The organism is Pseudomonas sp. GXM4 (genome assembly GCF_008923895.1).
Taxonomy (GTDB): Bacteria; Pseudomonadota; Gammaproteobacteria; order Pseudomonadales; family Pseudomonadaceae; genus Aquipseudomonas; species Aquipseudomonas atacamensis.
Window position 1 is genome coordinate 1 of record NZ_WBRZ01000133.1, and the last position, 15,255, is coordinate 15,255.

At 60.3% G+C, this 15,255-nt stretch carries 8 protein-coding genes; 7 read left to right on the forward strand and 1 reads right to left on the reverse strand.

Translation table 11 applies throughout. The features are described 5' to 3' along the window. Positions 1 to 486: 486 nt before the first annotated feature. The 6 genes from F8N49_RS16860 to argR all read left to right on the forward strand — a co-directional run bounded on the left by F8N49_RS16860 (position 487) and on the right by argR (position 5,869). Entirely contained in the window at positions 487 to 1,260 is a 774-nt protein-coding gene (locus F8N49_RS16860) for an ABC transporter substrate-binding protein (protein WP_024014020.1), read from the forward strand. 91 nt (positions 1,261 to 1,351) lie between these two features. Next, positions 1,352 to 2,041, forward strand: a complete 690-nt coding sequence (locus F8N49_RS16865) for an ABC transporter permease (RefSeq protein WP_016773583.1) — start codon at positions 1,352 to 1,354, stop codon at positions 2,039 to 2,041. Then, the gene (locus F8N49_RS16870) at positions 2,038 to 2,736 is read left to right on the forward strand and encodes an ABC transporter permease (protein ID WP_122507650.1); all 699 of its coding nucleotides are present in this window, start codon (positions 2,038 to 2,040) and stop codon (positions 2,734 to 2,736) included. Before F8N49_RS16865 ends, F8N49_RS16870 begins: the two co-directional genes overlap by 4 nt. A 1-nt stretch (position 2,737) precedes the next feature. Beyond that, positions 2,738 to 3,850, forward strand: coding sequence for a succinylglutamate desuccinylase/aspartoacylase family protein (locus F8N49_RS16875; RefSeq protein WP_151551941.1), 1,113 nt, complete (start codon positions 2,738 to 2,740; stop codon positions 3,848 to 3,850). A gap of 27 nt (positions 3,851 to 3,877) precedes the next feature. Beyond that, a complete protein-coding gene (locus tag F8N49_RS16880; RefSeq protein WP_007912705.1) occupies positions 3,878 to 4,642 on the forward strand; it encodes an ABC transporter ATP-binding protein in 765 nt (254 codons plus the stop codon). Positions 4,643 to 4,888: 246 nt separating this feature from the next. Further along, on the forward strand, positions 4,889 to 5,869 hold the full coding sequence (gene argR / locus F8N49_RS16885) for a transcriptional regulator ArgR (RefSeq protein WP_024014018.1): 981 nt from the start codon (positions 4,889 to 4,891) through the stop codon (positions 5,867 to 5,869). Between the two features lie 14 nt (positions 5,870 to 5,883). On the opposite strand, the gene F8N49_RS16890 is transcribed toward argR, so the two are convergent. Continuing rightward, entirely contained in the window at positions 5,884 to 13,647 is a 7,764-nt protein-coding gene (locus F8N49_RS16890) for a dermonecrotic toxin domain-containing protein (protein WP_151551942.1), read from the reverse strand. 304 nt (positions 13,648 to 13,951) lie between these two features. On the opposite strand from F8N49_RS16890, the gene F8N49_RS16895 reads away from it, so the two are divergent. Then, on the forward strand, positions 13,952 to 15,172 hold the full coding sequence (locus tag F8N49_RS16895) for an aspartate aminotransferase family protein (RefSeq protein WP_122704218.1): 1,221 nt from the start codon (positions 13,952 to 13,954) through the stop codon (positions 15,170 to 15,172). Positions 15,173 to 15,255 lie beyond the last annotated feature (83 nt).

Here is a 15,255-nt window from a genome sequence, read left to right on the forward strand (position 1 = left end):
CACTAATTATCGATCTGCACCGTCAGGCCTTTCCCGCTGTTACCCGCCACAGGCCAATGTGTAACCGCCCGCGCCAAACCGGGGCGAAGGGAAACGCGGTGCGCCGTTTTAGAGCCTCCAAAGCCCCGCGGAAAAATAAGACATAACGCTGCGCTTGCCGGATTAGAAGGGTTTGCGAATAATGGGCCCGCAACTTGCAATATGTATCGGTTCACTGTCTTTCGCTCTTGCATGAATTTGCAGGGCTGTCAATGAGCTCAAACCGCTTTCTCGGTGCATCTGTAATTAGTTGTCGCATTGAAGAAATATCGGCTTCGGGCCTGTCGTTAGAATGCCGATCACTCGCTCATCGTGGCTGACGTTGAAATCGCCTGCGGTTTTAACGGGAAATTTCCGCCGATGCGCAACCGATTTCCGATTCACCCATTCGCATATTGGGCTGTCGCTCACTCTGCCGTTTTTGCCCTTTACCGATGGAGTCCCAAGATGAAGAAACTTGTGCTGCTTGGCGCCCTGGCACTGTCCGTGCTGTCGCTGAATGCCGTCGCTGACGAAAAACCTGTGAAGATCGGCATCGAAGCGGCTTACCCTCCATTCGCTTCGAAAGCACCGGACGGCAGCATCGTCGGTTTCGACTACGACATCGGCAACGCGCTGTGCGAAGAAATGAAGGTCAAGTGTGTGTGGGTCGAGCAAGAGTTCGACGGTCTGATCCCGGCTCTCAAAGTGCGCAAGATCGACGCGATCCTGTCGTCGATGTCGATCACCGAAGATCGCAAGAAGTCGGTCGACTTCACCAACAAGTACTACAACACCCCGGCGCGTCTGGTCATGAAGGCCGGTACTCAGGTCAGCGAAGGTCTGGCTGAGCTGAAAGGCAAGAACATCGGCGTACAGCGTGGCTCGATCCACGAGCGTTTCGCCCGCGAAGTTCTGGCTCCATTGGGCGCCGAGATCAAGCCGTACGGCTCGCAGAACGAAATCTACCTCGACGTGGCCGCCGGTCGCCTCGACGGTACCGTGGCTGACGCCACCCTGCTCGATGACGGCTTCCTGAAAACCGACGCCGGCAAAGGCTTCGCATTCGTTGGCCCGGCCTTCACCGACGTCAAATACTTCGGCGACGGCGTAGGTATCGCAGTGCGCAAGGGCGACGCCCTGAAAGACAAGATCAACACTGCCATCGCGGCCATCCGCGAAAACGGCAAATACAAAGCAATCCAGGACAAGTACTTCGCCTTCGACATCTACGGCAAGTAAGACGTCTCTGCGACAAGTCCGAAATGGCGCAAGCAACAGAATCTCTGCGGTTTGCGCCATTTTTTCATCCCAACTTTCGAGGACCTGAATCATGTTGAAAGGCTACGGGGCTGTCATCCTCGATGGCGCATGGCTGACGCTTCAGCTCGCCTTGTCGTCCATGGCTCTGGCCATCGTTCTCGGGCTGATCGGTGTCGCGTTGCGCCTGTCGCCGGTGCGCTGGCTGGCGTGGCTGGGCGACCTGTATTCGACGGTGATCCGCGGCATTCCCGATCTGGTGCTGATCCTGCTGATCTTCTACGGCGGTCAGGACTTGCTCAACCGCGTTGCGCCGATGCTCGGCTATGACGACTACATCGATCTGAACCCGCTGGCCGCCGGTATCGGCACCCTCGGTTTCATCTTCGGTGCGTACCTCTCGGAGACCTTCCGTGGTGCGTTCATGGCGATCCCCAAGGGCCAGGCCGAAGCAGGCATGGCGTACGGCATGAGCAGTTTTCAGGTGTTCTTCCGGGTGATGGTGCCGCAGATGATTCGTCTGGCGATTCCCGGCTTCACCAACAACTGGCTGGTACTGACCAAGGCCACCGCGCTGATTTCCGTGGTCGGTCTGCAAGACATGATGTTCAAGGCCAAGCAGGCGGCGGATGCCACGCGCGAGCCTTTCACCTTCTTCCTCGCAGTGGCGGCGATGTACCTGGTGATCACCAGTGTTTCGTTGCTGGCATTGCGTCACCTTGAGAAGCGCTACTCGGTAGGCGTAAGGGCGGCTGATCTATGATCTTCGACTACAACGTCATCTGGGAGGCACTGCCGCTGTACTTCGGCGGCCTGCTGACCACCCTCAAACTGCTCGCGCTGTCGCTGTTCTTCGGCTTGCTCGCGGCGTTGCCGCTGGGGCTGATGCGCGTCTCGAAAAACCCGTTCGTCAACGGCGCCGCGTGGCTGTACACCTACGTGATTCGCGGCACGCCGATGCTGGTTCAGCTGTTCCTGATCTACTACGGTCTGGCCCAGTTCGAAGCAGTACGCGAAAGCTTCCTGTGGCCGTGGCTGTCCAGTGCAACGTTCTGCGCCTGCCTGGCTTTTGCCGTGAACACCAGCGCCTACACCGCAGAAATCATCGCCGGCAGCCTGAAGGCCACGCCGAACGGTGAGATCGAAGCGGCCAAGGCCATGGGCATGTCGCGCTTCAAACTGTACAAGCGCATTCTGCTGCCGTCGGCCCTGCGCCGCGCGCTGCCGCAGTACAGCAACGAAGTGATCATGATGCTGCAGACCACCAGTCTGGCGTCGATCGTGACCCTGATCGACATCACTGGCGCGGCACGTACCGTCAACGCGCAGTTCTACCTGCCGTTCGAGGCGTACATCACCGCTGGCGTGTTCTACCTGTGCCTGACCTTCATTCTGGTCAAGCTGTTCAAACTGGCCGAGCGTCGCTGGTTGAGCTACCTCGCGCCACGGAAGCACTGATATGCAACGCATCGACCACGTATTGCCATGGAGCCACCTGGGCAGCGAGCGCAAGGTTTCGGTTTTCCGGTTCGGTGAGGGCGAGCGCAAGGCCTACATCCAGGCCAGCCTGCACGCCGATGAACTGCCGGGCATGCGCACCGCCTGGGAGCTGAAAAAGCGCCTCGGCGAACTCGAAGCCCAAGGCTTGCTCAACGGCGTGATCGAGCTGGTGCCGGTGGCCAATCCGATCGGTCTAGGGCAATTGCTGCAAGGCAATTTCCAGGGCCGTTTCGAGGCGGGCAGCGGCAAGAATTTCAACCGTGATTTCGTCGAGCTCAGCGCGCCGGTCGCGGCGGCACTGGGCGACAAGCTCGGTGATGATCCCCATGCCAACGTGCGCCTGATCCGCCAGGCAATGGCCGACCACTTGGCCGGCTTGCCTGAAGCGAGCAGCCAGTTGCAGGGCATGCAGCGTGTGCTGCTCAGCCACGCCTGCACCGCCGATGTGGTGCTGGATCTGCACTGCGATGTCGAAGCCGCGCTGCACATGTACGCGCTGCCGCAGCACTGGCCGCAGTGGCGTTCGCTGTCGGCGCACCTGAACGTCAAGGTTGGTTTGCTCGCGGAAGATTCCGGCGGCAGCTCGTTCGATGAAGCCTGCTCGTTGCCGTGGCTGCGCCTGTCGCGGCAGTTTCCCGATGCGCAGATTCCGCTGGCGTGTCTGGCGACGACCATCGAGCTGGGCGGGCAGGCCGACACTGGCCGCGTCGAAGCCGAGGCTTATGCCGAAGGCATTCTGGCGTTCCTTGCCGAGCAAGGCCTGATCACCGGCGAGTGGCCGGACCCGGCCTTCGCACCGTGCGAAGGCATGCCGTTCGAAGGCACCGAATTGCTGTTTGCGCCGCACCCCGGTGTGGTGAGTTTTTCCCGCAGGCCCGGCGAATGGGTCGAGGCGGGCGATGAAATTTTTCAAGTGATCGACCCTGTGTCCGATCGGGTCAGCACGGTATGTGCTGGTACGTCCGGGGTGCTGTTTGCCATTGAACGGCTGCGCTATGCCCAACCCGGTTTCTGGCTGGCCAAGGTGGCGGGGCGCGAAGCGCTGCGTCACGGGCGCTTGCTCAACGACTGACTGACTGTTTTTGTGAGAACCGACCGCATGTACAAACTTGAAGTCCAAGACCTGCATAAACGCTATGGCAGTCACGAAGTGCTCAAGGGCGTGTCCCTGAAAGCCGCCGCCGGCGATGTGATCAGCATCATCGGCTCCAGTGGCTCCGGCAAAAGTACTTTCCTGCGCTGCATCAACCTGCTCGAGCAGCCGCACGCCGGCAAGATCCTGCTCAACAACGAAGAGCTGAAACTGGTGGCGAACAAGGACGGCGCGCTGAAAGCCGCTGATCCGAAGCAGCTGCAACGCATGCGTTCGCGCCTGTCGATGGTGTTTCAGCACTTCAACCTGTGGTCGCACATGACCGCAATCGAAAACATCATGGAAGCGCCGGTGCACGTGCTTGGCGTACCCAAGTACGAAGCCCGCGAAAAAGCCGAGTACTACCTGAACAAGGTCGGCGTGGCCCATCGCAAAGACGCGTTCCCAGGGCACATGTCCGGTGGCGAGCAGCAGCGTGTAGCGATCGCCCGAGCGCTGGCGATGGAGCCGGAAGTGATGCTGTTCGACGAACCGACCTCGGCCCTCGACCCGGAACTGGTCGGCGACGTGTTGAAAGTCATGCAGGCGTTGGCGCAGGAAGGCCGCACCATGGTCGTGGTGACCCACGAAATGGGCTTCGCCCGTGAAGTGTCGAACCAGTTGGTGTTCCTGCACAAAGGCGTCGTCGAAGAAAGCGGCAACCCGCGCGAAGTGCTGGTCAACCCGCAGTCGGAACGCTTGCAGCAGTTCCTGTCGGGCAGCCTGAAATAAATCAGGGCTGCCGTTGTGCACCAGATTAGGTCATGCTTCGCGATCTTCTGGCTGGCTCAGATCCCCTGTAGGAGCTGCCGAGTGCAACGAGGCTGCGATCTTTTGATCTTGTTTTTCAAAAATCAAAAGATCGCAGCCTGCGGCAGCTCCTACATGGATCTGTGTCGGACTCAGGATTTGTATTCATTTCCGGGCTAGCATTGGCCCATGCCTTCATCACCGTTGTTCGTTTCGGATTGCCCGCCCATGACTGCCCATCGAATTGGTTTCCTGATTTGGCCCAGCACTAAAGCGTTGACGCTGGCGCTGGCGGAGGAGGCCTTGCGTGTTGCGCAGCGGGTGCACCCGGACGTGGTTTACGAACTGTCGTTCTTGCAGGCCGAGCCGCAGAGCGAAGGGGCCTGGCAATTGCCAGGCGAACCCTGGGCAGGCAAGCTCGAGAATTTCCAGAAACTGTTCCTGCTCGCCGACGAGCCGCCGACCACCCTGGCGCCGGCGCTGAGCAGTGCGCTCAAGCAACTGGTGCGTGCCGGTTGCGTGATCGGTGGTCTGTCGGCCGGTGTCTATCCGCTGGCGCAGCTCGGTTTGCTCGACGGTTATCGCGCCGCCGTGCACTGGCGCTGGCAGGACGATTTCGCTGAGCGCTTCCCGAAAGTCATCGCCACCAGCCATCTTTTCGACTGGGACCGCGACCGCCTGACCGCCTGCGGTGGCATGTCGGTGCTCGACCTGTTGCTGGCGGTGCTGGCCCGCGATCACGGTGCGGAACTGGCCGGTGCGGTGTCGGAAGAACTGGTCGTTGAGCGCATCCGCGAGGGCGGTGAGCGTCAGCGCATTCCGTTGCAGAATCGCCTCGGCTCCAGCCATCCGAAGCTCACCCAGGCGGTGTTGCTGATGGAAGCCAACATCGAAGAGCCGCTGACCACCGACGAAATCGCCCAGCATGTGTGCGTATCCCGTCGGCAACTGGAGCGGATCTTCAAGCAATACCTCAACCGCGTGCCCAGCCAGTACTACCTGGAATTGCGCCTGAACAAGGCCCGGCAGATGTTGATGCAGACCAGCAAGTCGATCATCCAGATCGGCCTGTCCTGTGGCTTCTCCTCGGGGCCGCATTTCTCCAGCGCCTATCGCAATTTCTTCGGTGCCACGCCGCGCGAAGATCGCAACCAGCGACGCAGCAGCAGCCCTTTCGAATTGTCGTCAGTGCCGCCGGAGCGTGGCTGAGCGCGGATTGACCCTCAATCGGTTTCCATGCCGCCGGAGAAGTCATGGAAATCCTCAATCGTCTGATACGCGGTGTCGTTGCTCGACTGCTGCTCCAGCAGGCGCAATTGATACGCCGCCTCATACCGCTGCAGGCGCTGCAAACTTTCGGCAGTCAGCGGGTTGTCGCTGAAGTCGTATTCGGTCAGCACGTCGCCGGGCTGTAAAGAAAACTCGCCCGGCAACTCGGTGATCGCGTTCCCGGACAAGTCCGCGTACCTCAATCGAGGCAGTTCGAACAGACCGTCGGGCACCTTGCTCAAGGCGCAATTGCCCAGACGCACATCGGTCATCTGCGGGAAATGACTCAGATCCGGAGTAATGTTGAGCGGATTGTCGCTCAGGTCCACGGATCTCAGGTTTCTCAGCATTCTGAAGGCTTCTGCGGTCTGCGCAGTCAGCGTGATTTCACAGCCAGGCAGATACAGGCTGTGCAATCTGTCCATTCCGAAGATTCTGGGGGGAACCTCGCGCAACGGATATTTGCGGATGGTGATGCTTTTGAGTTTGGGAAAAAGCGCCAACAATTGATCGACCCTGGGCGGGGCGGACGCTCCGCTTGTCAGTCGCAACTCTTCGATATGGTCGAAGCTTGCGGCCAGCGCCGGCAGCTCGCCGGTGAACGAAATGTCGCAGGTAACTCTTGGGTCCATGATGTACGTGGGCGCCCGGCGCAGTTCGGTTTCCAGATCTCGCCTGAAATGTTGGCGATTGCGTGTTTCCCTGGCTGCCGCGTCGTTCGCCAGTGGCATCTGCGTGTCAGGATCGTTGGGGATCTCGTTTGCCCAGCTATCCAGGCGTTCGAGCAGGCTCGTGAGGCCGGTTTTGCGGCGCATCAGCTCAAGGCGTCCATCGGCCAGCGTACCCGCCAGCTTGTAGACCAGATCGTTGGCATCGAAGCCGGACAGCGACGGGTAAAGGCTTTGCGCCAGATCGATGTCGTCCTGTTGGACCCAGACACCGAAATTGTCGGCTTTGGCCTGGAAAGCGGCTTTGACACGTTCTCTGGAAGCAACCGACAACGGGTTGGCGCCCAGTTCAATGCCGCGACCGGAATAACGCGTCAGCTCCGTCGGCACTTCGATGATGTTGTTGTCGCTCAGCAACGCAACTTCTAGCTGCGGCAGCTGTTCCAGGCCGGCAGGAACGCTATCGATTCCGGTGCTGGTCAGATCGATGAACGTCAGGTTCTGCAGTGCCGACACATCGGGCGTGACCTGCAGCGGATTGCTATACAAGTCCAGAGATTTCAAGCGGGTCAGCGTGGACAAGACCGCTTGTCCGGCAGGATCCAGTGTGATCTGGCACTTGCTCAGCATCAGCGTTTCCAGCGACGGCAGGCTTTGCAGCGCTTGAGGCATCTGGCCCAGGGAAAAATCCTGCAGTTCCAGGCCCTGCAATCCGCTGAAGCTTGTGAGAAAACCGTCGGAAACCTTCAGTGCCGGATTGCCCTGCAGATTGAGATGGGTGATGTGACTGAAGTCGGTGGCCAATTGCGGTAACTCACCGGTAAATGCCGCATTGGCATTGAAGGTGTTGAACCGTAGTGCTGAATTGTCGGTGCGCCTGCCGCGCCACAGTTGTTCGAGGCTTTCGCTGAATTTTTGTCTCTCGGCGAGTTCTGCGGCTTTTTCCTGCGCAGTCCATGGCCGTTCTGTCGATGGATTGTTGACTGGCAGACGCTCACTCCATGCGTTGAGATCACCAATCATGCGGGCGATTTCGCCCTCCCACCTGATCAGTTGCGCCGTGCCGGTCTGTAATGTCCCGGGCAGGCGATAAATCATGTTGATCGCAGCGTTTTCCCCAAGGCGTGGGAACAGTCTCTGCGCCATGGCAATGTCAGCCGATGGCGGCTTGATGCGGAAGTTGCGCCCGTGTGCCGCGTAGTAGAACTTGACGCGCTCGCGGGCATTTATCGACAGAGGGTTGTCGTTCAGATATATGCCGTCGGCCTTATCGGGCTTCAGGCTGAAGATAGCGTCCGGCAGCTCGGTAATCTGGTTATTGGCAAGCGAGAGCTCTCGCAGCAGCGGATGCTCGGCGATGCCCTTCGGCACGCTGGTCAGATCGGTATGGCCAAGTAAAAAGTTCGTTACCCTGGGCAGGGTTGTCAGATCGGGCGCGTTTGACAGTGGGTTGTGGCTCAGATCGAGCAGCCGCAACTCGGACAGGGTGCCGAGTACTTGCTGCCCGGCAGGTGTCAGTGTCAGCGCGCAGTCATTCAGTTTGAGCTCTTTGAGATACTGCAGGCGGCCGACGAATGAGGGTATGTCATAGAGGGTGAAGGCTTTCAATTTCAGCGTCTGAAGATTCGGGAACAAGGCAGCGAACGGCTCCAGTCCGGCGGTTGTCACGTTGCCGGTGAGCTTGAGGCTGGTCACGTGATCGAAGTTGACACTCAGGCGCGGCATTTCGCCGAGGAACTTCAGGTCTGCCGCAAACAATGCGCTGCGCTTGCCGCTTCCCATCGATCTTTCGCTCCAGAAATCCTCCAGCAATTGCTTGAAGTCCGAGCGTGCGGATCGTTGCGCCAGATGCTCGCTTACGCTCAAGGCCTGGCCTGTGACCGGGTGCGCGGACGGAATTGCCGAGGCCCAGCGGGTCAGGTCATCGCGCATCTGTTGCTGCTCCGCTTTCCAGCGAAGGAGCTGTTTGCGGCTGTCGCCCAGATTGCCGGGCAAGTCGTAGATCATCTCGCTGGCCTCCTGCTTGTTCAAACCGGGAAACAGCTGCCGGGCGAGGCTGACATCCTGCTCGGGCGCCAGGACGTCAAAGTCGTTTCGATGGATGCGGAAGTAGTTTTTGATCTGATCGCGCGTTGCTGCCGATAGCGGATTGTCGGCAAGGTCAATGCCGTCACTGCGCTCGGCGGGGAGGTCGAACAGCGCCTCCGGCAATTGCGTGATGCGGTTGCCCGAGAGGGCTGCGATTCGTAACCCCGGATGGCTGCTCAGTCCTTCGGGAACGTCGGTCAACCCGCAGTTGGACAGGTCGAGATGGAACAACTCCGGCAACAGGTTCAGGTCGGGGAACGTTCCCAGCGGATTGTTGCTCAGGTCCAGCGTGTCCAGGGCGGTGAGTGACAGCAGCGCAGCCTGGTTTTCCGGGGTCATGACCACGCCACAATTCTTCAGCTCCAGATCGGTCAGCCGAGGCAGTTTTGCTTCGCCAAGCGCCAGCGGTTCCAGTTCGAAGCCGCTCATTTTCAGCTTGGCAAGGTTGGGCAAGCACTCCACGAAGCGCAGGGCGGCGGTGACATTGGCGTTGCCAACGAGGTTCAACCGGGTAACGCGCTCCAGACCGGTGCTGAGTATCGGCATATCGCCACTGAAGGCCGCCGTTGCCCTGAGTTCTTCAAGGCGCGGGTACGTGGGCGGGCTGCGCCAGAATTGTTCGATCTGTTGCGCAAAGTCTCGCCTGGCATCCAGTTCGCGGGTCTGCGTCTCGAGCGGCAGACGTTCTCCCGATTCAGCGGCAGTCACGGCGGCCTGGTTGATCCATTGGCTGAGTTCGAGATTCAGAACGCCGAGCTCATTTTCCCAGCGTGACAACTGTGCACCGCACTCGGCCAATGGCCCGGGCAATCGGTACAAAACCCGTGTCGCGCCTTCGGTGTCAAGGGAAGGGAACAAGGTGATGGTGCGCTGCAGATCCTCCTGCACAGGCCGGACCCCGAAGTGCTTGCCGGTGTGCTCGTAAAACACTTTGACCCGTTCCCGAGAGGCTGCGGTCAACGGGTTGTCTGCAAAGGTGTAACCATCGCAGAGGGAGCTGGCCAGGTTGAAGAACTTTTCCGGTATCCGCGTAATGCGGTTGCGATCGAATTGCGCCGAGATCAATCGCGGATGATCCAGCAGATCGTCGGGCACCGTATGAATGCCGGTGTCGGACAGATTGACGTAGCGCAACGAAGGCATCGCGTGCAGGTCCGGCGGCAAGCCCAGCGCATTGCCTTGCAGATCGAGCAGGGTAAGTTGTGGCAAGGAAGCCAGCACCGACTCTGTGACCGTTGTCAGGCTCACTCGGCAATCGCGTAAACGCAGTTCGCGCAGCGAGGGCATTGAAGTCAGTGCTTGCGGCAGGCTGGGCAGATTGAGGTTGCGCGCATCAATATTCTGCAACTGACTGAAGGACTGCAGAAAGCTGTCGACAGATGTGGTCATCGGGCTGCCATCAATGGCGAGCGAAGTGATATGGCTGAAGTCTGCTGACAACATCGGCAAGTCGCCCATGACCGCCGGTGTAAGGCGCAACGCGTATCCGGCGGCGAAGCCCTGTTGATTGATACCCGTGACGTGCTCCCGCCTCCAGGCTTTGAGCAATTGCTCCCTGAGCAGCCTGCGATTCTGGAGTTCGGCGCGCTTCTCCAGCGGCGTCAGCGCCGTGCCGGTTTCGGGATGCAAGGCGGGCGGATTGTTGGCCCAGACATGCAGCTCGTTCTGCAATTGCAAGTAGTCATTTTGCAAGCGAAGCATCTCTGCGCGCGGGCCTGCTGGACTCCTGCGCATGCTTTCGGCGAGAAAGCGCATCTCATGATTGGACATGCGTGGATAGAGCACGCGGATGTCTTCTTCGAGGGTGTGCGGCTGGTAAGCGGGACGCGGCGGACGCGGAGCATGGGCGTAACCGTCGGTACCGAGCAGGCGCAGGGTGTCGACAGTCGGCGCTCGTGACGGCGTATCGACAATCACCTGACGCCACTCGTGGCGCTCGAGCGTACGTTGACGAATGGCCGCCTTCAGCGCCTGACTCTGACCAATGCGCAGGTCCAGGCTCTGGCGCTCGCTGTCGGGCAATGCGTACAACAGGCTGGAATAGAAATCAGTGAATGAGTGCAGCTGCTGCCCACGATCGTCATAAGGTTGATATTGGCCATCGTCGCGGCGAACCAGCACCTTGTGTGCAGGGGCATCGTCACGGCCGATGGTGTCCAGTAATGCGCCCTCGTAGCGCCCGTCACGGATTTCGATGCGTACATCGCCACTCCAGCCCGGCAGCAGTTTGAGGCTTTGCAGCGCCAGAGAGTCAGAGTCGGGGTTGCTCACCGAGGCCAGCTCAAGGCCCTCATATGCGCGGGCAACGCGCACCTCGTCACTGGCCATCTGCATGAGCGCCTGTTGGCGCGCGGGCAATTGTCCTTCGCTGATCTGCAGCAGTTCGCTGCCGGTCGCGGTATCGAGCAGTTCGCGGGTAATGCTGGCCGGCAATTGTGGAGGGTGAGTCTTGAGTCGTGCCGCCAGCGGGTCGTCGAGGTGCTGAAGGGTTTGATAGCGCGACTCGAACAGCGCGCTGGTGTTGCGTCTCGCGAGGTCGGCCACTTGCTTGCGCAGGTTCTGGCTGCGGACCTCGATGGACGGCGTCGGTCCGGCGAAGGGCTCGTCCAGCAAGGCTTTGATCTGCGTCTCGTCGAGGGTTTGGAGCAGGGTTTTGAGCACGTCGCCACCGATCAGTTCGCCCTGGCGCAGTTCGGTCACGGGCAGGGTTGTGTCGGCAGACGATTGCCACAGTTGCTGGCCTTGGCGATCAAGCAGACGCAGGCATTTGTCGCCTGGCCAGCGACCGTATTCGCTGAGCACCTGCAGTTGCATGGCCGGGTCGGCGCGCAAAAAAACTTCGGCGTCATCGCTGTCGAGCTGGTCGATGAAGCGTTGCAACTGCTGATCAAGCTTGAAGCGCTGGATACTGTCGGCCAGCAGCGGCGGGACCTTTTCCTGCTCGACATGCATTTTGCGCAGCGCGTCTTCGCTGGTTCCGCTGATCTGCAGGACGGTTTCGCGCTCGCTCGCGGACAAGCTCTCGACCGCAGGGCCGATACGGCGCAGCGCGGTTGCGCCATCCCACTCCAGCGGTTGCTCGAGTTCAGTGTGCCAGGCACCTTCGCCGTTGTGGCGCAGCACCGGCTGGTATGCGTCGGGGCGACTCGGATGTTCGATGCGGTACTGCCCTGGCACCTGACTTTCCGTGACTGCAAAGTGCGCGTCCTCCAGGGGCAGCAGGCGCTTGTCTTCATGGGTATGCAGACCCAGCGCATCGGGTTGCGAATCGGCAGTCGGGCGCTGCGGATGTTTGTAGCGTTCGAGATCCGGTTGCCAATAGCGGGTGTCACCATTGGCCAGTTGTACCGGTTTGAAGCGGTCGATGAACGCTACGATTTCCTTGGGCAATACCTTGCGAAACTCGGCCGCGCCAATCGCACCGCCGACGGCGAACATGCCCAACTGGATCATCGATTCCACGGTGCCCATCAAATGTTCGACCGCTTCGGTCGTGCGCCCCTGCGCCCACTCGACAATGCCTTCGAATACTTCATCGAGCATCTGATAGGCCATGTACGCCATCATCGCTTCACCGAGCACCGGCACGAAGGGCGCGACGATCATCGCGGCGGTCTGGGCGATGGAAGAGAGGATGTTGACCAGCGAATCCCAGAATGCCCAGCGCGCCCTTTGATCAACCAGGGCAGTCGGTACGGCAATGGTTCGGGCGTCATTGAAAATCTTGTTCAGCTTTGCCTGGTACAGGTGTTGCCAGACATCGTCGTAAAACGGCGTCAGCGCAGTCTGCAGATCGGGCCGCTCCACCGGGGCTTCGCGCCACGCCGGCAGCGGGTCGCCGGGTTCGTGCGGATGCCAGCGGATTTCACTCAGCCGGCTGTTGAGGGTGCTGAAGAAGAAACCGCGCTGGTCGTGGTTGACGAAGCGGCTGAAGAATTGCTGATAGTCCCTGGAGCGCAACTGGCGCGTCAGTTCCACAACCATTTCCAACGGCGAGGCGTACTCCTTGAACGGATGTTCGGGGTCATCCGGGACGTAGGCGACGACGCGCGCTGCATTGCGCGTCATGTACAGGTCCGGGGCGAATACCACGATGCCGGTCAGCGGTGCGCAAAGCATCGTCATGTCATGACACAGCAGCGGGGCGCCATGCACATGCAGGCCTTTCACGCCGTCGAGCATCGCCTCGATCGTGCGTAACGCGTTTTCCGAGACATCGCGGTTCATCCGCGCCCATTGCAGGGCAGCCTTCATCGCGGCCTTCTGGCTGGCGTCGATTTTGCCGCGCAAGACCGACGCGACCATCGGATCGGAATAGCCCAGATTGTCTTCCAGACTGGCTTTGTATTTCGCGCCGATATCCAGTCGACGGCACAGTTTTGTGAAAGCGGAAATGCTCAGTTTCGCCTTGATCTCGGGCAGGGTTTCAAACTGTCCTGTGGCCGAGGGGGCGCTGGTGAATGTCGACTCGGCTTCGAAGGCGTTGTCTTCGGTTTCCCTGTCTTCGAAGTTATGCAGCGCAGCCTCAAGCAGTGACGCGGACCAGGCTCGGGCGCCGGTGCGAATCGGAAACCACGGGGTGGTGGCGGGAATGTACAGGCGCACGTAGGTGTTTCTGACATCCAGCTCCAGATCGAAGCAGCGTTTCAGCTCGGCCTTGAGCAGGGGCTCGGCGAAAGCCGCAGCGTCCTGCAAGTGTTCCAGGCTTTTATCGACCCGGCTCTGGGCGCTGATATGCGCCGCCCCAAGGCTTTTCATCAGCGCGTGCTGTTCGGCTGGCGCGTTCTTGAGCGCGGCCGGCTGCTGCGGGAGGCTGCTTTTCAGTGCTTCTCGCCGAGTGGCTGAGGTGTCGCCCAACCAGGCGGGAATCGCGTTTTTCAGTGGTTGGTAATGTTCGTCCGCATGTTGCGCGTCATGTGCGGCATCCGGGCTTGCCGATGGGGGTGCTTCAGACAAATGCATGGCCATTCCTTGGCGTTGGGAAGAACCCTCAGCAAATCAGCAGCAAGCGCCCCCCGTGCGGTAGATATTTATGTCTCTGCCGTGGGGGCTGACTTGGTATCCTGCGCGGCCTGCCGCAAATCGGCCGCGCCCGGTAAACTGCGCCTTTGCGACGCTATATGTCGCATTGCCGTAAACCCGGGAAAATCCGGGGTTTGCGCTATAAGAAGTTGTCGCTTGGCGACAAGGCCGGGCACCCAACTGTCCTTACAATCCCCTCATCGCTCGCCAGTTCCAGGCGGGTGTTCCTCTTCAGGAGACTCCGATGTCCGTTGAGCACGCTGCGGTACAACGCGCCGATTTCGACCAGGTAATGGTTCCCAACTACGCGCCTGCCGCTTTCATTCCGGTGCGTGGCGCCGGTTCCCGGGTCTGGGATCAGGCCGGCCGCGAGCTGATCGACTTCGCCGGCGGGATTGCCGTCAACGTCCTGGGCCACGCGCATCCGGCGCTGGTCGGTGCGTTGACCGAACAGGCGAACAAGCTGTGGCACGTGTCCAACGTGTTCACCAACGAACCGGCCCTGCGTCTGGCGCACAAGCTGATCGACGCCACGTTTGCCGAGCGCGTGTTCTTCTGCAACTCCGGCGCTGAAGCCAACGAGGCCGCATTCAAGCTGGCCCGTCGCGTCGCATTCGACCGTTTCGGCTCCGAGAAATACGAAATCATCGCCGCGCTGAACAGCTTCCACGGCCGTACCCTGTTCACCGTCAACGTCGGTGGCCAGTCGAAGTACTCCGACGGTTTCGGCCCGAAAATCACTGGCATCACCCACGTTCCCTACAACGATCTGGCCGCACTGAAAGCCGCGGTGTCCGAGAAGACCTGCGCGGTCGTGCTGGAACCGATCCAGGGCGAGGGCGGCGTACTGCCGGCCGAGCTGGCTTACCTGCAAGGTGCCCGCGAACTGTGCGACGCGAACAACGCCCTGCTGGTGTTCGACGAAGTGCAGACCGGCATGGGCCGCAGCGGCAAGCTGTTCGCCTACCAGCATTACGGCGTGACCCCCGACATCCTCACCAGCGCCAAAAGCCTGGGCGGCGGTTTCCCGATCGCGGCAATGATGACCACCGAAGCGCTGGCCAAACATCTGGTCGTCGGCACCCACGGCACCACCTACGGCGGCAACCCGCTGGCCTGCGCCGTCGCCGAAGCGGTGATCGACGTGGTCAACACTCCTGAAGTGTTGAACGGCGTGAACGCCAAGCACGACAAGTTCAAGACTCGCCTGCAACAGATCGGCGAGAAATACGGCCTGTTCACTCAGGTGCGTGGTCTCGGTTTGCTGATCGGTTGCGTGCTGAGCGACGCCTGGAAAGGCAAGGCCAAGGACATCTTCAACGCCGCCGAACAGGAAGGCCTGATGATTCTCCAGGCAGGTCCGGACGTGATCCGTTTCGCCCCGAGCCTGGTGGTGGAAGACGCCGATATCGACGCCGGTCTCGACCGCTTCGAACGTGCCGCAGCGAAGTTGACGCAAGCCTGATGGACCTTTCGGCGCCTGGAGTTTTTTCGGCGCCGAACCAATTTTTGATACCGGGCACATTCGCCTTTTAGATTGAACCTTTG

Excerpts from the sequence above, each read along its gene's own strand:
- F8N49_RS16895 (WP_122704218.1), top strand. The coding sequence starts at position 13,952 with ATGTCCGTTGAGCACGCTGCGGTACAACGCGCCGATTTCGACCAGGTA.
- F8N49_RS16880 (WP_007912705.1), top strand. The coding sequence starts at position 3,878 with ATGTACAAACTTGAAGTCCAAGACCTGCATAAACGCTATGGCAGTCAC.
- F8N49_RS16865 (WP_016773583.1), top strand. The coding sequence starts at position 1,352 with ATGTTGAAAGGCTACGGGGCTGTCATCCTCGATGGCGCATGGCTGACG.
- F8N49_RS16860 (WP_024014020.1), top strand. The coding sequence starts at position 487 with ATGAAGAAACTTGTGCTGCTTGGCGCCCTGGCACTGTCCGTGCTGTCG.
- F8N49_RS16875 (WP_151551941.1), top strand. The coding sequence starts at position 2,738 with ATGCAACGCATCGACCACGTATTGCCATGGAGCCACCTGGGCAGCGAG.
- F8N49_RS16890 (WP_151551942.1), bottom strand. The coding sequence starts at position 13,647 with ATGCATTTGTCTGAAGCACCCCCATCGGCAAGCCCGGATGCCGCACAT.
- F8N49_RS16870 (WP_122507650.1), top strand. The coding sequence starts at position 2,038 with ATGATCTTCGACTACAACGTCATCTGGGAGGCACTGCCGCTGTACTTC.
- argR (WP_024014018.1), top strand. The coding sequence starts at position 4,889 with ATGACTGCCCATCGAATTGGTTTCCTGATTTGGCCCAGCACTAAAGCG.